Origin of the sequence: Clostridium fallax, from assembly GCF_900129365.1 — a bacterium.
GTDB classification, from domain to species: domain Bacteria; phylum Bacillota; class Clostridia; order Clostridiales; family Clostridiaceae; genus Clostridium_AH; species Clostridium_AH fallax.
This window is the reverse complement of the sequence record NZ_FQVM01000003.1, coordinates 148,966-169,161: the sequence shown is the minus strand read 5'-3', so window position 1 is coordinate 169,161 and position 20,196 is coordinate 148,966. Positions and strand designations below refer to the sequence as shown.

The window sequence follows — 20,196 nt, the reverse complement described above, 5'->3', positions numbered from 1 at the left end:
AGTCAACTTTTATAAAAGTTGACTTTTAATTCCTGCTTTTTTTCTTATACAATTAATATATTTTTACATCCATTTTTTTCTGCAATAAACTTTAGATTTTCCATATATTCATTGGTTGGAACTTTTTTATTTATAAGCTCTTTTCTAACTCCCATAGGTCTATATTTTATAAGTTTATATCTTATATTGGGATTATTTTTTCCTAAAAATTTTGAAACCTCTTCTATAGTTTCCTCATTATTTAATAATTGTGGTACTACTACAGTTCTAACCTCATAGAGTTTACCTATCCTAGTTAAAAACTCTAAATTCTTTAAAACAATATTATTATTTGTTCCTATAATAGACTTATGATATCTATTATCCCAAGACTTAACATCTAACATTACCATATCCATTATATTAGTTAAATTATTCATCTTTGAAAAATCTTTATTTCCATTAGAATCAACAAAACAAGTTAATCCTAATTTTTTAGCTTTTTTAAAAACTTCTACTAGGAAATCTTCTTGAAGGGTACATTCTCCTCCAGAAAAAGTTATACCTTGTATAAAACTTTTATATTTTTTTATTTCATTAATTAAATCTTCACTAGAATATAATTTAACCTTAGGTGAACTACAATTAGGACAACTTTTAATACAATTATCACATTGTATACATAAGTCTGAATCCCAATAAACAGTTCCATCTATAACCTTTAATGCATTGGAGGGACATTCTACAACACATTTTCCACAATTTATACACCTATTTATAGTTTCTGGATTATGACAATAAAGGCAATTAAAATTACACCCTTGAAGAAAAATTGCAGTTCTATTCCCTGGACCATCTACTGAACTAAAAGGTACGATTTTATTAATGGCTCCTTGTACCATATTATCTAACCTTTCTTTGTAATACATGTCCATTTTTTACTGCACCTAAACCTAAGGCTACAGTATCTTGAATAGCTGCTTCTCCCCTATCTAATTTTTCTATCTCACTTCTCTTTACTAGATATCCTGTTATTCTTATAACATCACTATCAGATGAATATAGTGAGAAATATCTCATACCTTCTTTAAATGCTCCATTTATTATATCTAATATATAATCTAAATTATTATTTGAGTTCTTTTCAAATGGGAATATATCTCCAATTCCTGAAGGAAAGTATTTATGGAATAATGCTGCATTTTTTAGATGATCCCATAATTCTATTTCTTCTCCTATAGGAATTCTACATCCAGGACTTACATTTATATCATCTGATATTCCAACCTGTGCATGAAGTAAAAATGAACCATTTGTTATTTGACAATATTTATTTTTGTGATTTTTTACAAATTCATCCATTGCTTTAATTACCTTAACACCTAATTTATCAGCTTTATCACAATGTCCAAATCTTTCTTCTAGCTTATCTGCTTTTAATAAAGTATTTACACATTCTGCAAGGCCAAACATACCAAACATAGCAGTAAACCTGTCTCTATATATTAAACCTTCTTTTATTAAGAATGAATTTTCAAAGAATCCACTTTCTTCTACTACATACTTAATTCTTTCATCTATATATCCTGCCATTTCTTTCATAGCACTAGGTAGCTTATCATTAAAGAAATCATCTATAGAATTTGCACTTTCTGCTAATGCTTTAAGATTCATTCTAACAAGAGTATAACTTCCTCCACCTATATATAATCCATTATAACAACTTGCTATAGCATAATCTCCATTAAAATCTTTTCTAAAAATTTCATCATTTGCAAAACTTGGCTTTGCTGTGCTTAAAGCAGTTCTTACTGCATCTTTTGCAAAATCTCTTGGAGTACTTTTACTATATTTTAATGTTATATTAGGAATGGCATCTTGAAGTTCTCTTTCTGCCTTTAATATAAGTCTTCCAGCCTTTGTAGCCTTAGGTCCTATATTTCCATGACAAAATGAATCTGTAATTGTTCTATCAATATGTTTTAAAAATAGTTTTATAGCTTTATAAGCTTCCTCTTCATCATTTATGAAAGGTTCTAAAAGATAGTCTATATTTCCTATATATACAGGCATTGTAGTAATTGATGGTACATGCTTATATAAAATTAATAAACTATTAGTTGCTTCCCATATATCCTTTGGCGGATCTAATTCTAAAAAAGCACTTCCTTCTCTCATAAACTTTTCATAATCTGGTACTATATATCTTGGTCTATAAGGTGCGTTTCCTTCAAATAAATCACATATAACTCCTGATTGCCTAAGTTTTTCACACTTATCAGATATTTTTAATACCTTTAAACTATTCTCTGCTTCTCTTGCTAAAGCTATAACCTTTTGCTCATAAGTTAAGCTTCCATCTTTTATAATTTTTTCTACAGTATTCATATACTTCTCACTCCATAATACATATTTTAACCTTTCGAATTAATAAGGTTCTTTAACATGTAGTGATATATACACGCTGTTAATATTATATTAAAAAAATCTTCACCTTTTGTAAAGGTTTAAAATGACTTTTTTCTATATTTTTTAATTTAAAACCATAAAATCTACTTCATAATCCTTTTTACAATAGATAATTTGTCTTTAAATGGTGCATAACGTATATTTATATCTAACCATGTACCTCTTTTCATAATTCCTTTTTTATGAGTAAATGTATCAAAGCTATATTTTCCATGATAGTTACCCATACCACTATTTCCTACTCCTCCAAAAGGAATTTCTGTTGATGCTACATGTACTACTGTATCATTTATTGTTGCTCCGCCAGAAGATATACTACTTAATATTCTATTTATCTTTTTTACGCTCTCTGAAAAATAATATAGCGCTAAAGGGCTTGGCCTATTATTTACCTCATTTATTACTTCATTTAAATCTTCAAACTCTATTACAGGAATTATAGGGCCAAATATTTCATCCTCCATTATAGGATCTTCCCATGTTATATTGTTTAAAATTGTAGGTTCTATATATAAATCATTTTTACTATAGTCCCCTCCAAAATATACTTTATCTTTTTGTATTAAATTAATTAATCTATTAAAAGCATCTTCATTTATTATTCTTGGATAGTCTTCACTATTTTTTATATTATCTCCAAATTGTTTATTTATCTCCTCTTTTAAAGCAACTAAAAATTTATCCTTTATATTTTTTTGAACATATATATAATCTGGAGCTACGCAAGTTTGTCCAGCATTTAAAAACTTACCCCATACTATTCTTTTTGCAGCAAGTTGAACCTTAGAGTCATAGTCTACAATGCAAGGACTTTTACCTCCAAGCTCTAATGTAACAGGAATTAAATTTTTTGCTGCTGCAGACATTATTATCTTTCCTACCTTAACACTTCCTGTAAAAAATATATAATTAAAAGGTTGATTTATTAATTTTTGTACCGACTCCTTACCACCTCTATAATCTACAGCAGAAACATGCTCCTCAGAAAAAGCTTCTTTTATTATTTTATCAATTATCTTACCTGTTGATTGTGAATGCTCAGAAGATTTTAAAACCACACAGTTTCCAGCAGCTATTGCTCCAACTAAAGGGGCCATACATAATTGGAATGGATAATTAAAAGGCCCTATTATAAGTACTACTCCATAGGGCTCTTTTAAAATTAAGCTTTTAGCTGGGAAATATGATATTGATGTTCTTTTTTTCTCTGGTTTTGCCCACTTTTTTAAATGTTTTATAGCTGTATTTATTTCTTCATATACTATACCAACTTCAGTAGCATACCCTTCAAAAGATGATTTATGTAAATCTTCTTTTAATGCATTTAATATTTCTTCTTCATATTTTTTTATAATTTCTTTTAAAACCTTTAATCTTTCTATTCTCCAATCTAAATTTTTTGTTATGCCTAAATTATAAAAATCCTTTTGTATTTTTAATATATTATCTAAATCAATCATTTTCACACTCCTCCTTATATTAAATGTAAAAACTTCTTGCCTAAATTATTCTGTAAATTTAAATTATAAAATAATAAAATCATATCTATAAATTAATTATAAGACAACTAAATTTTACATTCCATCTTTTAATAAGGATAAAGGTATTTTAAACTCCCTTATTCCTGAAGAATATGGAGCTATTTCATAAAGCTGAAAATATATAACTATTGAATCATCCGTTAAATAAAAATCTTGATTTTTACTTATACCTTTAAATTCATTACCATTATTAAAATAATATTGTGGATTTTCATTTATCTGTTTCTTTATTTCTGAATTTATAATGCTTTTATAGTCATACCCCTTTTTAAACATATGTTTCAGTTTAAATTGTTTCCCAGATTTTAAATCAAAATTATAACTTCTCCTTGTTGTAATTCCATGATTTCCTCCTGTATATTGGTAATAGTCTATATAAAAACTTAATAGATTCTCTTTATTTAATCCTATTTTATAATCAGTATCTAATTCAAATTTTATAATATTGTCCTTTGGGTTATTATAATTGAATTGCTCATTATTGGATAAATCTTTTAAATCACTTATCCACAACTTCAAATCGTCATCCACTATTTTATTTATTTTATCCACAGCTTTCAAATTATTGTTACTTTCAAAATAAGGATATACTACATTAATTTCAATATTAGAATTGTTTTCATTAATAGATTTTTCTACTATATTTAACATATTACTTCCTAATAAAAAAAAAGAAAATAATAAAAAAATCCCTTTCTTTGTCATATATTATCCTCCTTTTTATTTTTATATATATTAAATATTTTTAAATAAAAATTGCTTATTTATACATATATTTTTAGTTGTCCACAATAGATTGTGGAATATGTTAATATCTTCCATATAATTGCACTTAGAATAATTTTCATTTGAGATGAATTATTTACTATGCTATAATATTTTTAACAATTTTTTTAGAATATCAATTAAAAATTAAATAAATAATTTAAAAGTCAGGAGATAATATTTAATGAAAAAAAATAAAAGTTTTATATTAACTTTAACCTGTGTTTTTATTTTATTAGCCGTAGTAGCAACTATTGGAGTAATAAATATTTTTAAAGATAATAAAACAAATAACACCGAGAAAATTACTGAAACCGTTTCAAAAGAAGATAATAAAGATAATACACCTACTAAAAAAAAAGATAGATTCTCTGGATTAAAATTAAGTTCAGAAGATAGAGGTATCCCTATATTATGTTATCATGATGTAACTCCAAATAACCCTGATAATAATGAACTACTTCTTAATCCTGATAAATTTAGAGAACAATTAAAATATTTAAAGGATAATGGCTACTGTCCAATAACCTTAGATGAACTTTATGGATATTTAAAAGATAATAAAGCTATTCCAGAAAAATCAGTAGTTATAACTTTTGATGATGGATATAAAGGGAACTATAAATATGCTTATCCAATATTAAAAGAATTTAACTTTCCTGCTACAGTATTTGTAGTTTCTAATTTTGTTGATAATGACCTTTATATGTCAAAAGCAGAGCTAAAAGAAATCTCTAAAAATGGATTTAAAGTTGAAAGTCATACTGCTAAACATGATGATTTATCAAAATTAAATGAAGCAAAACAAATTGAAACCTTAAAAAACTCTAAAAACACATTAGAAAATATAATTGATGATCCTGTTTATTATGTGGCATATCCTTTTGGAAGACATAATAAAGCTACAAGAATCGCTGCTGAAAAAGCAGGTTATAAATTAGGATTCAATTTAAATGGATCTTTAGCTGATAAAAAAGATAATAGTTATAATATAGATAGAGTTTACATTAGTAACAATGATTCTATTGAAAAATTTGAAAATAGATTAAATAAATCACCAAAAAATTAAGAGGCCTATTTTGAGGCCTCTTCTGTTTTTGAAGATGATGTTATTAGTTTATCAATTTCTTTTAATTCATAAGAAGTTAGGTTTCTCCATTGACCAATCTTTAAATGGTCTATACTTACATTCATAATTCTTATTCTCTCAAGCTTTTTAACAGTGTATCCTAAGTACTCACACATCCTTCTTATTTGTCTATTTAATCCTTGAGTTAATATTATTCTAAATATATATTTCCCTTCTTGTTTAACGAAACATTTATTTGTTATTGTTCCTAAAATAGGAATACCATTTCCCATTCTTTTTATAAAGTCATTGGTTATAGGTTTATCTACTGTAACTATATATTCTTTTTCATGATTATTTCCTGCTCTTAATATCTTATTAACTATATCTCCATCATTTGTAAGAAATATAAGCCCTTGAGAATCTTTATCTAATCTTCCTATTGGGAAAATCCTTTTTTTATGATTTACAAAATCAACTATATTTCCTTTTACCTTCTTTTCTGTAGTACAAGTTATACCTACTGGTTTATTAAGAGCAATATATACTAGTTCTTCTTCTCTTTTTACTAATTTACCATTTAAATAAACCTTTTGTCCTTTTAGTACCTTTGTACCCATAGTAGCTTTAACTCCATTTATAGTTACACGTCCTTCTTCTATAAATTTGTCAGCTTCTCTTCTTGAACAAATTCCTGTTTCACTCAAATATTTATTAAGCCTAGTTTCCTCTCCTCTATCATGATGTATAATTGTAATCTCTTTTTTATTATCTATATTATTAGTTTTTACCTTTTTCTTCTTTGCTGTTATCAATGATTTCAATTTTGGGTTTTTGTTCTTCTGTTTTTTGCTCACCTTTTGATTCAGTTGATTTTTTTTCATCTATATTTTTCTCCTTTGTCTTATTATCATCATTTTTCTTTTCTTCAATAAGCATTGGATTTATTTTCTTTTCTTCTCCACAGTTATTTATAAGAACCTTTATATGATTATTTAATATATATTTTTCTGTATTTAATAAATCCTTATCTGTAATTTTTTTACCATTAATAAATATTATAATTTTATTATTTTCAATCATTTTATTTTGCTTCATATAAATTATTATATCTTCTGCAACAGTATCTAACTTCTTATTGACCCCATCAATTGAAAATATTAACTCCTTCCCCTTAGATGTTGGGGAGATTATCTTCATTACTCTGTTGAATATATTTAATTGAAGTCTTATTTCAGAAGTCCCTTTTATCATAACAGTTCTATTAATGTTCATATATAAATATGTAAATACAGATATTGTAGTAATTAATATAACTACTCCTATACATATTTGTTTTTTATAATGCTTTAATCCTTTTTTCTCTCTACCACTTATTTCTTCTCCCCAAGAATTAATCTCTATACTTTTAATATTAATTATTTCTCCTAACATAGTTATAATTATTGAACTCTTTTTAAAATCTCTTAAAACTATTCCTCTATAAATAGGATCTTTATCATCTTTACTTACTAAAGTGACCACATCTTTTTCATTTTCTTTTAAATCAATATTTAAATACTCTTGTAAATCTTTATAGTTAGGATTAGAAATTATTATTGTATATAAACAAATATAATCTCTCCATTTTTCTAAAAAGGATTTCGTAACAAGTGAATTCTTAATTATATCCTTATAAGGTATTTCTCGGTTTTTATTAAAATTATCATATATATCACTATTTTGCATTATATAATAAGCTATATTAAGCATTAAATTTCTACATTCATAAGTAGGACTCTTTTTAGAAAGCTTTTCTAAATTAACATTGTAAAGTCTTACTTCCTTTAAAAATAATGATATCTGTTTTTTCGCTCCCTCTTTATCTTTATTTATAAGCCTCATTTTAGGCTTTACAGAAAAAATATATTTATCCTTTATAAAAATTTGTGCCATATAATATTCACCACCATCTTACTACTCGGTTAAAAAATAGACTAAGATTTCTCTTAGCCTACTGTTTTAAAATTCCTTTTACTATAAGTCTTTGTTTAGCACCTATTGTACAAGTTACTAATGTTATTGTTGGCTCTTTTGTAGGTTCTAAAACTTCTATTTGTTCAGGGTCTACTATAAAACTCTCAGTAACTAAATAAGTATATTCCTTATCCTTAGTTTTAATTATAATTTCATCGCCCTTAGAAAGCTTATCTAAATTTTTAAAGTACTCTGCATAAGTAAAATTTCTATGTCCTGCAATACAACAATTACCGGCTTGACCAGGCATAGCTGTTTCTGGAAAATGAGCTACTGCATATTTTAGTATTTCATCATCTACACCTTCTCCAATAGCAACATTTAAATCAATTTTAGGAATAATTAAAATTCCTATAGCTTTTACGCTATCATTTTTAGATTTTAAATCACTCTCTTTATTCTGATTTTCACTTTTGTCATTATTATCTTCTATATTTAAACTATTTTCAAAGGCTTGCCTTAATTGCGCCTGCCTTTTATAAGCAGTATATTTCATATATATTGTTGATGCCAATATAACTACCCCTATTATTATAAGTAAAATACCAATAGTATTAAAGACCTTTTTTTTCATAAAGATTCCCCCATAAAACTCTTAAAATACTAATTAATTATACCATACTTAATTATTTTAATTAAAGTTAATATTATATGGATATTCTCCTATTAATATTAAAATAAAAAATTTTTTATGTTATAATAAAGGTAGAAAATGTTGGGGATGAGAGGTGTTCTAAGTGAAAAAAAGTAATATTATTTATGTGGATTTTCACTCAAGAAAAATAATTAAAACTTCACCCGGTAAAGGCAAAAATATAAATGTATTAAAAGCACTTATGATTAATATAAAAAATCACTTACCGATAAAAAAATCATCTGATAATTCTAATAAATATAAAGATCATTCATCACTTCACCTTATGTAAATGTTTAAACTATTAACTTATTTTAATTTATGATAAAATACAATAAACTAATAGTTTTATTGAGGTGATAAATATGAGAATCGGATTAGGTTATGATGTCCATAGATTAATTGAAGGAAGAGATTTAATAATTGGTGGAGTTACAATTCCTTATGCTAAGGGTCTTTTAGGTCATTCTGACGCTGATGTTCTTTTACACTCCATAATGGATTCCTTATTAGGAGCCGCAGCTTTAGGTGATATAGGAAAGCATTTTCCTGATAATGATAATAAATATGAAGGTATATCAAGTATAAAATTATTAAAAGAAGTAGGAAATTTAATAAATGAAAAAGGATATAAAATTTCCAACATAGATGCTACAATTATAGCTCAAAAGCCAAAAATGGCTCCTCATATTTCTTCTATGATAGAAAATATAGCTACTGCATTATCTATTTCTAAAGATCAAGTAAATATAAAAGCTACTACTGAAGAAGGATTAGGCTTTACTGGAACCGGTGAAGGAATTTCATCTCAAAGTATCTGTCTTTTAACAAAATAAAATTATTTAAGTATATAAAAAGAACATATAAGATAGATTATTTTAAATCTCTATCTTATATGTTCTTTTTTAACTTAGTTATTAATATCTTAATTTATATTCTTAATCAGCTATCATTATATCCAATATTTCATGAGCTTTTATAAACAAAAATTCCGGATTAAAAGGTTTAGTTATAAATAGATCTACTCCTAAATCTTTTTTAGCATGAACTGCTTCATTACCTGTTTTAGATGATATTACAAATATTTTTGCGGATTCCTCTTTATTCTTTATATTGTTTACTATATACTCCATCTCTGAAAAATGTAAGTATTCATCTATAAGTAAAAGGTCCGGAATGTTTCCATATATAACTTTATTAGCCTCTTTACTTGAATATCCTATAGTTTTTATTTCATCTACATCCTCAAATATCTCACATACTAAGTTTCTAATATTTATATCATCTTCTATTACAACTAAAATTCTCATATTATCACCTTTTATACAATTATATTTAATTGAGTCATTAGTTTATTGGTATTTTGAAAAAGAACTTACTTCCTTCTCCTTCATCACTTTCAACCCATATGGTTCCTTTATGAGCCTCTATAATTCTTTTACATATGGCTAAGCCCAAGCCTGTACCATTGCTTCCAAAAGAGTTATTTTTAATCTGAGTAAAACTTTCAAAAATTTTCTCATGATGCTCTTTATCTATACCAATTCCGCTATCTTCAACTTCCACTATAATATAATTTTCATCATACTTCTTTACTCTACAATAAATAAATCCTTCTTCTGTAAACTTAATTGAATTAGCAATTAAATTTAATATTACCTGAAATATTTTATCTTTATCACAATAAATTTCTGGTAAATCTTCTTCCACCTCATCAGATAAATAAATATTTTTGGCTTGAACTAAGGAATAAAACATCAGCATTGCTTTACTAGTGAGCTCTTGTATATCTACGTTTTCTTTATGTAGTTCTACATAGCCGCTTTCCAATTTAGAAAAGTCTAAAAAGTTATTTATTATTGATGTTAATCTGTCACCTTCAGATATTATAATATCAATATTCTCTTCTATTTTTTTCATACTCTTAGTAAATTTTTTGTATTTTGTATGGTAATTATCTTCTTTTGAAAAATGAATTTCTAAAACATCTTTATCTAAATATATTTTTGCAATTTCATTTAATCTTTTTTTTATTAGCTTTGAAAACCCCACTATAGAAGTTAAAGGTGTTCTAAGTTCATGAGAAACTGTTGAAAAGCTATTTACTATTACTTTATTATCTTTCAATATATTATCTTCATTTTCATTTAATTTAAATTCTTTATCTTCTTTTTTATTAGTATCTAGTTTTTCTTTTATTTTATAAATTAAAATTATATTTACAATAACTACATAACACATTATTGATATTATAAATTTAAAGTTTTCATCATTAATTGAAAAAATAAGTAATAGAATAATTATTAGAAATATTATAAATTCAAAAATCAAAAGTAATTTCCAGCAACATTTATTCAGCTGCATTTTCACCTCCTGATGAATAAAAACCTTTATATTTTTGATAATATATTTATATTATATACTAAAATTCATAATTACTCTATTTTTATGTGCTTTTCCCTACTCCACTTCTTTTATAGGAAATACCATTATATAAATTAATGCACTAATTCCCATTAAATATGGATAAAATAGTGATCCCATAATTTGAAATGGTGATATCATTGCTAAAGAAGAAGCTAATAATAGTTGTGCTCCATATGGAATTAATCCTTGAAATACACAAGAAAACATATCTAAAATTCCTGCAACTCTTTTAGGCTCTAAATTAAATTTATCTGATATATTTTTTGCAATTGGTCCTACTGTTATTATTGCTATTGTATTATTTGCAGTACATATATCTACTAAGCTTACTAAAGCTGCAATTCCTATTTCAGCCCCTCTTTTAGATTTTATTTTTGTTGATATAACATATAAAATATAATCAATTCCTCCATTATCTTTTATAAGTTCTACTATTCCCCCTATTATAAGTGAAATAATTATAAGCTCACTCATTCCAGCTATTCCCTTTGCCATACTTTCAAATAAACCTATAATTCCAAAACTTCCAGTAAATATTCCTATTCCACCAGCTAAAACTATTCCTCCACTTAAAACAGTTAAAACATTCATTCCAGCTATAGCAGCTATTAAAACTCCTATATATGGTATTATCTTTATTATATTATATTTATAAGTTCCATCTAATTTCATACCTTGTCCTGAGGTTAAAATTGTAAATAGTATTGCTGTAACTATAGCTGCTGGCAATACTATCTTAAAATTCATCTTAAATTTATCTTTTAACTTACAACCTTGAGTTCTAGTTGCTGCAATAGTTGTATCTGAAATCATAGATAAATTATCTCCAAACATAGCGCCTCCAACTACAGCCCCAACAATAATAGTTAATGCTATTCCTGTTTTATCTGAAACCCCTGTAGCTATAGGAGTCAACGCTGCAATAGTACCCATTGATGTTCCTATTGAAATTGATATAAAACATGCTATTATAAATATCCCTGTTACTAATAAGTTTTCTGGTAATAAAGTTATTCCCAAATTTACTGTAGATTCAACAGCTCCAGCTGCTTTTGCTACTTCTGCAAAAGCTCCAGCTAAAACAAAAATTAAACACATAAGAATTATATTACTTTCACCAGCCCCCTTACAAAAACTCTCTACCTTATCTTCTAAAGATCTTCCTCTATTTATTATAATTCCACTTAAAGCTGCTATTAAAAATGGTATTATTACAGATACAGCATAAAAGTTCCTTGCTATAATTGCTATAGTGAGATAAGTTACCACAAATACCGCTAAAGGAATCAATCCTTTTGCACTTCCCTTACTTAATTCCATAAGTATCATCCCTTCTTTTAAAATATTTATTTACCATTTTCAAATATCTATCAAGATGGCATAAAAAAACCTTCTGCCTAATAGACAGAAGGTCGAAATTCATAACTCACTTATCTATCAGGTTCACCTGCAGGATTTAGCACCTTGAAGTTAATCAAACTTCTGGTTGCCGGGTTTCATAGGGCCAGTCCCTCCACCACTCTTGATAAGAACTATTTGATTTTATTTATTTTGTATTTTATCAGTTTAAATTAATTTTGTCAATTAGTTAATTTTTTTTATTTTTTTATGATAATCTATAAAATAATATTTTTTCTTTTTGATACTTTTAAAAAAATTTTTAAACTTACTTTTTTTATAATGCCTTTTTAATAATAAAAAAAGATTATACAAACTTTGTATAACCTAAAACTTCTAATATTCATTTAAATAATATCTCTATAAAATTAATTTATAATAAAAATGGAGCGGGTGATGGGAATCGAACCCACGTAACTAGCTTGGAAGGCTAGGGCTCTACCATTGAGCTACACCCGCATAATTTAACATATTTTTTAATTTTTCTTACAACATTTATTATTATACATGATTTATATATATTTGTCAAAAATATTTTTATTTTTTTAAACTCTCTTATGAATTAAAGTTTTAATTTTGATAAATATTAATTAATAAAATTTATTTAATATTAAATTTACAAATATAATTTAGGGGAATATTAAATTATATTAATTATAAATCTTAATATAATATTATATTAAGGTTAAAATCTAAAATTTAATTTTATCTTTTTTAATTTAGTAACTGTATATCCAATTAATTATTATATATTAAGTTAAATTTAATATATAATAAAAAAGCACGATTTAACATCGTGCTTTTGGCTGGGATAGCAGGATTCGAACCTACGCATAATGGAGTCAAAGTCCATTGCCTTACCGCTTGGCGATATCCCATCGATGGTGCGTTTTAAGGGATTCGAACCCCTGGCCCACGGCTTAGAAGGCCGTTGCTCTATCCAACTGAGCTAAAAACGCATTTCTCAACAACAATGATTATTATACACATATTGTCGAGAAGTGTCAACATCTTTTTTTATATTTTTTTATTAAACTACTTCATTTAAATGTTTTTCTAATATTTCCTTAAATTTTTCTTCTGCAGTATCATCATTTACAACATTATCACAAAGGCTTAACCACTGTTCTTCTGTACATCCTATAGTCTCTTCAAAGTTCTTTTCAAAATCTGTTAATAAATTTGTTTTTAGTACAAACTCCCCTAATTCTTTAGAATTTTTAAATACATTTATATATAAAAATTCTGAACTACTCCCAAACCATTTTTTATTAAATACCCTAGCAAATTTTTTAAGCTCTAACATTAATCTATCTGTAGGTACATCCCACAATCTATTAAGTATAGTTATTTGCTCTTTCATAGATTTTGCATCATCTTTATTTACATCTTTATGTTTTTCTGCATCTTTTACAATATCTTTAGCTGTTTTTATAGGCACAAATCCTGCCTTTTTATTTTTACTATATATCCATTTGTAAAAAGCTTCTGGTAGAAAACTATGTTGTATATATCCTAATAGCATTCTTTCATTTGGAGCTATTCCCCACATACTCTCTATTCCATATTTTTTGCTAAATATTACTGTGTGAAAATAAGTTGTTTGTTTTGTTATTTTTTCTTTACTAAACATTCTACTTCTAATAGTTCTGTTTTTTGATATATATCTTTCCCAAAAGTCAAATACATTATACTTAGTTCTCATTTCAACACATCCTTTTATACTGCAATATTTTTAATTTTCAGAATTATTACACCTTAATTTTAGTATATATTTCCTTATTTATCAATGTTTTAAATTCCTTTATAATATTGATAGTTATGTTTTTTCATGATATTTTATAATTATGAAAATCTTTAAGGAGGAATTGTTTTTGTACTATTGTGAAGTTTGTAATAAAATAGCAGATATTCACCATATTATTCATAAAAGTGAAGGTGGACTAGATTTTAAATTAAATTATAAATATTTATGTCCTATTCATCATAGAGGTAAAAATGGTCCTCATAGAAATAGAGAAATAGATTTAAAATATAAATTAGAAATGCAGTATTCTTTAGAAAACATATTAAAAAATCCTTATTATAAAATTAATGAATTAAAAAATATACTTTCATTAAATAAAAATTCATTAAAAAGATTAACTAAAGACTTAAAAGTTTATAAAGAAGGATATAAATCAAAAGATATTATTTGTAAAATTATGGGCAATAAATATTATTCTATTGAAGAGTTAGAAGATATACTTTTAGAGCGAAATATAATTTAAAAATATATATATATAAAAAGCAACTCAAAATTGAGTTGCTTTTTTTGGAGCGGAAGACGGGACTCGAACCCGCAACTTTCACCTTGGCAAGGTGACACTCTACCATTGAGTCACTTCCGCATAATTATTTAATTGGTGCAGGTGAAGGGAGTCGAACCCCCACGCCGTAGGCGCTAGATCCTAAGTCTAGTGCGTCTGCCAATTCCGCCACACCTGCACAAATGCAAACTTTAAACTTGGAGCGGGTGATGGGAATCGAACCCACGTAACTAGCTTGGAAGGCTAGGGCTCTACCATTGAGCTACACCCGCATTTCATTGCTGTTTGCATTTATATATTACAAAAATTTTATAATTAAGTCAAGAGTTTTTTTATTTTATTAATTTATCATATATATTTATATATTATTCTAAATATTTTTTAACAAATTAATTTATAAATATATATTTTTTAGTCACATATAATAATACTTTTTTATATAATAAGTTAAAACTATAAATGTTAATTTATATATTTCTTAATCAAACAATAATTTTAAATCTTTCAGTAATTTTTTATTTCATCAAATAATTTTTAATATTTAAGTAATACTATAAATTATATTCATTAAATTAAAATTTTTATAATTAAATAAACCTATAAGTTTATTTTTTATTTTAATATTATGAAAAAATTATAGTTAATTATATAAATAAATTATAGGATTATTATAAATATATTATGTTGACATATACAAAAAATAAATCTATAATAAGTTAAAAATAAAAAATTTATAATACTATGAAGAGAAGAGTAAGTTATGGTACATTTTCAGAGAGAGAATACATTTGGTGTAAGTATTTTTAAATGGAATTAACTGAAGACCACCTCTGAGTGACTCTAATAAAGTCCGTTAATCTCGTTACGATTAAAAAGTGGTATAAAATATGGCTTTTATATTTTATACAAATTGGGTGGAACCACGGGAATGTTATACTCTCGTCCCTTTCTTTTATTAGAAAGGGATGGGAGTTTTTTAATTTTAAAAATAAACTTAAAAGATAAATTATTTAATGAAGGGAGAACTTAAAATGATAAAAATTACTTTAAAAGATGGTTCAGTAAAAGAATTTGAAGCTGGTTTATCAGTTTTAGATATAGCAAAAAGTATAAGTGAAGGATTAGCAAGAAATGCTTACTGTGGAATAATTAATAATGAGGTTGTTGATTTAAGACATATTGTAAATGATGATTGTGAATTAAGTATCTGCACATTTGACTCACAAGAAGGTAAAGATGCTTTCAGACATACTACATCTCATATATTAGCAGCTGCTGTAAAAAGACTTTTCCCTGAAGCTAAGTTAGCTATAGGACCTTCAATAGAAAATGGATTCTATTATGATTTTGATGTTGAAGAGGCTTTTTCACAAGAAGACCTTGAAAAAATAGAAGCTGAAATGAAAAAAATAATCAAAGAAAATCCAGTAATAGAAAGATTTGAATTGCCAAGAGATGAAGCTTTAAAGCTTATGGAAAATGAACCTTATAAAGTAGAACTTATAAATGATCTTGGTGAAGATGAGATTATTTCATTCTATAAATTAGGTGATTTCGTTGATCTATGTGCTGGTCCTCATCTAATTAATTTGAAACCTATAAAAGCCTTTAAGCTATTAAAAACTGCTGGTGCTTATTGGAAAGGCAATGAAAAAAATAAAATGCTTACAAGAGTATACGGAACAGCATTTACTAAAAAGAGCGATTTAGATGCTCATATAGAAGCTTTAGAAGAAGCTAAAAAAAGAGACCACAATAAATTAGGTAGAGAATTAAAATTATTTACTACTGATGAAAATGTAGGTCAAGGTCTTCCTCTATTAATGCCAAAAGGAGCTAAAATAGTTCAAGTTCTTCAGAGATGGATAGAAGATGAAGAAGAAAGAAGAGGCTATGTACTAACAAAAACTCCTTACATGGCTAAAAGTGATTTATATAAAATATCAGGTCACTGGGATCACTATAAAGATGGTATGTTCGTATTAGGAGATGAAGAAAAGGATGATGAGGTTCTTGCTTTAAGACCTATGACTTGTCCATTCCAATTCACTATTTATAATAAAGAGCAACACAGCTATAGAGATCTTCCTGTAAGATATTCAGAAACTTCACCACTATTCAGAAATGAATCATCTGGTGAAATGCATGGTCTTATAAGAGTTAGACAATTTACTTTAGCTGATGGTCATATAGTTTGTACACCAGAACAATTAGAAGAAGAATTTAAAGGTGTTCTTGACTTAGTTAAATATGTAATGGCTACTTTAGGAATTAGTGAAGATATAAGTTATAGATTTTCAAAATGGGATCCAACTGATAAACACAAATATATAGATAATCCTAAAGCTTGGGAAGAAACTCAAGCTACAATGAAACAAATACTTGATCATTTAGAAATAAACTATACTGAAGCAGATGGAGAAGCTGCTTTCTATGGACCTAAATTAGATATTCAATGTAAAAACGTTCATGGAAAAGAAGATACTATAATAACTATACAAATAGACTTTGCTCTAGCTGAAAGATTTGGAATGACTTATGTTGATAAAAATGGAGAAAAGAAAACTCCGTTTATAATTCACAGATCATCATTAGGTTGTTATGAAAGAACTTTAGCAATGCTAATAGAAAAATATGCTGGTGCACTTCCAACTTGGTTATCACCAGTTCAAGCTAAAGTACTTCCAATATCAGATAAATATAATGATTATGCTGATGAAGTTGTTAGAAGCTTAAGAAATAATGGTGTTAGAGTTGAAGCTGACTATAGAGCTGAAAAAATAGGATACAAAATAAGAGAAGCTAGATTAGAAAGAGCTCCTTATATCTTAATTGTAGGTGAAAAAGAAGCTGCAAATAAAGAAGTTGCTGTAAGAAGCAGAAAAAATGGCGAAGAAGGTCCTATCGCTCTTAATGATTTTATAAATAGAATCGTATCTGAAATAAAAAATAAAGAAAATAACTAAAAATAAAAATATAGGATTTAGATTTAATCTAAATCCTATATTTTTTTATCCTTAAATTCTTATAAACTTTTAAATAATAATTACTTTTATAATAATTGTTTTTATAGCATTATTTAATAATATATTTATTACTATAAGTTTTTATAACTCTTTATCATCTATCTCCTTTAAATAGTCAGTTATTGTTCCTATAATTGATTCTATGCAATCACTATCAAAAGGTGACTTTAATCCACCTAAATTAACTAATTCTAAGAAGGATTTTGTACCTCCAACCTTACATATGCTTAAATAGTCTTCCCATGCTTTTTTATGATTTTCCCTATCTTTTTTCCAAAATTGTAAAGCACATATTTGAGCTAGTGTATAATCTATATAATAAAATGGTGAACAGAAAATATGGCTTTGTTGGAACCAGAAACATCCTCTTTCTAATATATCTATTCCTTCATAATCTCTATTTGATAAATATTTTTTCTCAATTTTTCTCCATACATTTTTTCTCTCTTCAGCAGTAGCTTTTGGATTTTCATAAACAAAATGCTGAAATTCATCTACTGATACACCATACGGAATAAATTTTATAGCAGATGATAAATGAGTAAATTTATATTTATCAGTATCTTCTTTGAAGAATAAATTCATCCATGGCCAAGTAAAAAATTCCATACTCATTGAATGAATTTCGCAACTTTCATATGTTGGAAAATTAAGTTCAGGGAATTTTATCCATGAACTATTGTAAATTTGAAAGGCATGACCGGCCTCATGAGTTAATACATCTATATCTCCTGATGTTCCATTAAAATTTGAAAAAATAAATGGAGCCTTATAGTCTGGCATATAAGTACAGTATCCTCCACCAGCTTTTCCCTTTTTAGTTACTAAGTCCATAAGTTCTTCTTTTGTCATAAAATCAAAAAACTCTTTAGTCTCCTTTGAAAGTTCAGAATACATTTTCTTACCATTATCAACTATCCACTGTGAATTTCCTTTAGGCAAAGCATTTCCTGTTAAATATTCTAAAGCTTCATCATAAAAATATAGTTTATCTAATCCTAACCTTTTACTTTGACGATTATATAGCTTCATTGCTTCTGGCACTATATATTTAAGAACTTGATTTCTAAAATTACTTACCATCTGTGGATTATAATCACTTCTCATCATTCTAATATAACCAAGCTCAACAAAATTTTTAAATCCAAGTTTTTTAGCAATTTTATCTCTAACCTTTACTAAAGCATCATATATCCTATCTATTTCTTTTTCATTATCTTTAAAGAAATCCCATTTAGCTTTTAAAGCTTTCTTTCTAACTTCTCTATCTGTTGATTGCATAAAAGGAGTTAATCCTGAAAGATTTCTCTCTTCTCCTTCAAAATCTATTTTTGCAGAAGCTATTAACTTAACATATTCAGTAGTTAGTTTATTTTCATTTTGTAAATCTTCTATAATATCCTTTGAAAATGCCCTTAAAGAATATTCTGCAATATTAAAAAGTTGCTTTCCATATTCTTTCTTTAAATCCTCTTTAAATTTTGAATTAACTAAAGACTTATAAAATGAAGATGTTAATTCTTCATAAAGAGGACCATTCTCATCCCAATAACCAACTTCTTCCTCATAAAATTTATCTGTTGTATCAATTGAATGTCTTATACTAACAATTGTGCTTTCGGTTTCTATGTTATTTCTTATTTTATTTATTTTTTCTATAGTTTCTATCTGTTCTTTTGAAGAATTTGCCCCATCTAATTCTTTTATTAATTTTGATAATTTTTCTTTTACTTCCTCATAATTAGGTCTTTCATATTTGAAATCACAAAATTTCATATTAATATCCCCCTTACCTAAATAATTTTTTGATATTTATTGCTTATATAATTTATAATATTTATTATAAAAAATTTTACCATAAATCCTATTTCTTTTATATTAATCTTATAAAAATAGTTTAAAAATATTTTAGGAGGTTTAAATTTGAAATGAAAATAATAGATTTATCTCACACCCTAGATGAAAACATAATAACTTACGATGATTTGGAAAAAATTTATATAAAAAAATTATCTTCAATTAACTATGATGGGTATGAAGTAAAAAGATTAAGTTTAACTACCCACTCATCTACCCATGTAGATGCTCCAAATCATATGATAGAAAACTGCTACTCGATTGATAAAATTCCTTTAGATAAATTTATGGGAAAAGCTATTGTTTTAGATTGTACAAAATATGTAAATACTCCCATTCCCCTATCTGTTTTAGATAATATTAATATATCTAACTATGATTTTATCTTTTTTTATACTGGAGCAAGTAACCGTTGGAATAAAAAAAGCTTTTTAACTAATTACTTAGCTCCATCTAAAGATTTAATAGATGTATTAGCTTTATCTAATATAAAAGGAATTGGTATAGATGGAATATCTATTGATCCATCAACTAGTGAAAGCTTTTATAAGCATAAAATTTTATTTACAAATAATAAATTAATTTATGAGTGTCTAAATAATTTAGATTTTTTTATAAATAAGGATTTCTATTTTTATGGTGTTCCATTAAAAATTACTAATGGAGACGGATCACCTATTAGAGCCTTTGGAAAAATAATATAATA

General features: G+C 26.2%; 18 protein-coding genes, 6 tRNA genes, 1 riboswitch and 1 other annotated feature. Of the genes, 6 read left to right on the top strand and 18 right to left on the bottom strand.

Annotated features, from left to right (window positions below; translation table 11 throughout):
• Positions 1-44: 44 nt before the first annotated feature.
• From BUA70_RS03055 to BUA70_RS03040, 4 genes are all read right to left on the bottom strand, one after another.
• Positions 45-881: a YjjW family glycine radical enzyme activase gene (locus BUA70_RS03055; protein WP_072892926.1), complete on the bottom strand. Its 837-nt coding sequence runs from the start codon at positions 879-881 to the stop codon at positions 45-47.
• Position 882: 1 nt separating this feature from the next.
• The gene (locus BUA70_RS03050) at positions 883-2,367 is read right to left on the bottom strand and encodes a YjjI family glycine radical enzyme (protein WP_072892898.1); all 1,485 of its coding nucleotides are present in this window, start codon (positions 2,365-2,367) and stop codon (positions 883-885) included.
• Between the two features lie 164 nt (positions 2,368-2,531).
• A complete protein-coding gene (locus BUA70_RS03045) occupies positions 2,532-3,908 on the bottom strand; it encodes an aldehyde dehydrogenase (protein WP_072892896.1) in 1,377 nt (458 codons plus the stop codon).
• A gap of 114 nt (positions 3,909-4,022) precedes the next feature.
• Positions 4,023-4,694, bottom strand: coding sequence for a DUF3298 and DUF4163 domain-containing protein (locus BUA70_RS03040; protein ID WP_072892893.1), 672 nt, complete (start codon positions 4,692-4,694; stop codon positions 4,023-4,025).
• Positions 4,695-4,938: 244 nt separating this feature from the next.
• Between BUA70_RS03040 and BUA70_RS03035 the strand changes: the two genes are divergently transcribed.
• Positions 4,939-5,823, top strand: coding sequence for a polysaccharide deacetylase family protein (locus BUA70_RS03035; protein ID WP_072892891.1), 885 nt, complete (start codon positions 4,939-4,941; stop codon positions 5,821-5,823).
• A gap of 5 nt (positions 5,824-5,828) precedes the next feature.
• On the opposite strand, the gene rluF is transcribed toward BUA70_RS03035, so the two are convergent.
• From rluF to BUA70_RS03020, 3 genes are read right to left on the bottom strand one after another with little or no spacing between them, the layout of a single operon-like run.
• The gene (rluF, locus tag BUA70_RS03030) at positions 5,829-6,680 is read right to left on the bottom strand and encodes a 23S rRNA pseudouridine(2604) synthase RluF (RefSeq protein ID WP_423236777.1); all 852 of its coding nucleotides are present in this window, start codon (positions 6,678-6,680) and stop codon (positions 5,829-5,831) included.
• Entirely contained in the window at positions 6,604-7,758 is a 1,155-nt protein-coding gene (locus BUA70_RS12960; RefSeq protein WP_072892888.1) for an anti-sigma-I factor RsgI family protein, read from the bottom strand. The genes rluF and BUA70_RS12960 overlap by 77 nt, the downstream gene beginning before the upstream one ends.
• A 58-nt stretch (positions 7,759-7,816) precedes the next feature.
• Positions 7,817-8,413: a class D sortase gene (locus BUA70_RS03020; RefSeq protein WP_072892886.1), complete on the bottom strand. Its 597-nt coding sequence runs from the start codon at positions 8,411-8,413 to the stop codon at positions 7,817-7,819.
• A gap of 163 nt (positions 8,414-8,576) precedes the next feature.
• Here BUA70_RS03020 and BUA70_RS03015 point away from each other — a divergent pair, with 163 nt between their 5' ends.
• A complete protein-coding gene (locus BUA70_RS03015) occupies positions 8,577-8,765 on the top strand; it encodes a hypothetical protein (protein ID WP_072892883.1) in 189 nt (62 codons plus the stop codon).
• A 73-nt stretch (positions 8,766-8,838) separates the two neighbouring features.
• Positions 8,839-9,309 (top strand): 2-C-methyl-D-erythritol 2,4-cyclodiphosphate synthase, encoded by a 471-nt coding sequence (gene ispF, locus BUA70_RS03010; protein WP_072892881.1) that lies wholly within the window; start codon positions 8,839-8,841, stop codon positions 9,307-9,309.
• A gap of 102 nt (positions 9,310-9,411) precedes the next feature.
• Here ispF and BUA70_RS03005 read toward each other — a convergent pair whose 3' ends face one another.
• The 7 genes from BUA70_RS03005 to BUA70_RS02975 all read right to left on the bottom strand — a co-directional run bounded on the left by BUA70_RS03005 (position 9,412) and on the right by BUA70_RS02975 (position 14,003).
• Positions 9,412-9,783, bottom strand: a complete 372-nt coding sequence (locus BUA70_RS03005; protein WP_072892879.1) for a response regulator — start codon at positions 9,781-9,783, stop codon at positions 9,412-9,414.
• 37 nt (positions 9,784-9,820) lie between these two features.
• Positions 9,821-10,837, bottom strand: a complete 1,017-nt coding sequence (locus BUA70_RS03000) for a sensor histidine kinase (protein ID WP_072892876.1) — start codon at positions 10,835-10,837, stop codon at positions 9,821-9,823.
• 96 nt (positions 10,838-10,933) lie between these two features.
• On the bottom strand, positions 10,934-12,220 hold the full coding sequence (locus BUA70_RS02995) for a Na+/H+ antiporter NhaC family protein (RefSeq protein ID WP_423236775.1): 1,287 nt from the start codon (positions 12,218-12,220) through the stop codon (positions 10,934-10,936).
• A 107-nt stretch (positions 12,221-12,327) separates the two neighbouring features.
• Positions 12,328-12,432: riboswitch (SAM riboswitch) on the bottom strand.
• 251 nt (positions 12,433-12,683) lie between these two features.
• Positions 12,684-12,757, bottom strand: a tRNA-Gly gene (locus tag BUA70_RS02990).
• 344 nt (positions 12,758-13,101) lie between these two features.
• Positions 13,102-13,176: transfer RNA gene (locus BUA70_RS02985), tRNA-Gln, on the bottom strand.
• 4 nt (positions 13,177-13,180) lie between these two features.
• A tRNA-Arg gene (locus tag BUA70_RS02980) sits at positions 13,181-13,257 on the bottom strand.
• A 71-nt stretch (positions 13,258-13,328) separates the two neighbouring features.
• Positions 13,329-14,003, bottom strand: a complete 675-nt coding sequence (locus tag BUA70_RS02975; RefSeq protein WP_072892870.1) for a hypothetical protein — start codon at positions 14,001-14,003, stop codon at positions 13,329-13,331.
• Positions 14,004-14,172: 169 nt separating this feature from the next.
• On the opposite strand from BUA70_RS02975, the gene BUA70_RS02970 reads away from it, so the two are divergent.
• A complete protein-coding gene (locus BUA70_RS02970; protein WP_111944864.1) occupies positions 14,173-14,568 on the top strand; it encodes an HNH endonuclease signature motif containing protein in 396 nt (131 codons plus the stop codon).
• 45 nt (positions 14,569-14,613) lie between these two features.
• On the opposite strand, the gene BUA70_RS02965 is transcribed toward BUA70_RS02970, so the two are convergent.
• The 3 genes from BUA70_RS02965 to BUA70_RS02955 form a co-directional block, all read right to left on the bottom strand.
• Positions 14,614-14,688: transfer RNA gene (locus BUA70_RS02965), tRNA-Gly, on the bottom strand.
• A 13-nt stretch (positions 14,689-14,701) separates the two neighbouring features.
• Positions 14,702-14,785, bottom strand: a tRNA-Leu gene (locus BUA70_RS02960).
• A 20-nt stretch (positions 14,786-14,805) separates the two neighbouring features.
• Positions 14,806-14,879: transfer RNA gene (locus BUA70_RS02955), tRNA-Gly, on the bottom strand.
• A 460-nt stretch (positions 14,880-15,339) separates the two neighbouring features.
• Positions 15,340-15,557, top strand: a binding site (T-box leader).
• An 81-nt stretch (positions 15,558-15,638) separates the two neighbouring features.
• Between BUA70_RS02955 and thrS the strand changes: the two genes are divergently transcribed.
• Positions 15,639-17,573, top strand: a complete 1,935-nt coding sequence (thrS, locus tag BUA70_RS02950) for a threonine--tRNA ligase (protein ID WP_072892866.1) — start codon at positions 15,639-15,641, stop codon at positions 17,571-17,573.
• Positions 17,574-17,714: 141 nt separating this feature from the next.
• On the opposite strand, the gene BUA70_RS02945 is transcribed toward thrS, so the two are convergent.
• Entirely contained in the window at positions 17,715-19,409 is a 1,695-nt protein-coding gene (locus BUA70_RS02945) for a M3 family oligoendopeptidase (RefSeq protein WP_072892864.1), read from the bottom strand.
• A 152-nt stretch (positions 19,410-19,561) separates the two neighbouring features.
• On the opposite strand from BUA70_RS02945, the gene BUA70_RS02940 reads away from it, so the two are divergent.
• Positions 19,562-20,194, top strand: coding sequence for a cyclase family protein (locus BUA70_RS02940; protein ID WP_072892862.1), 633 nt, complete (start codon positions 19,562-19,564; stop codon positions 20,192-20,194).
• Positions 20,195-20,196 lie beyond the last annotated feature (2 nt).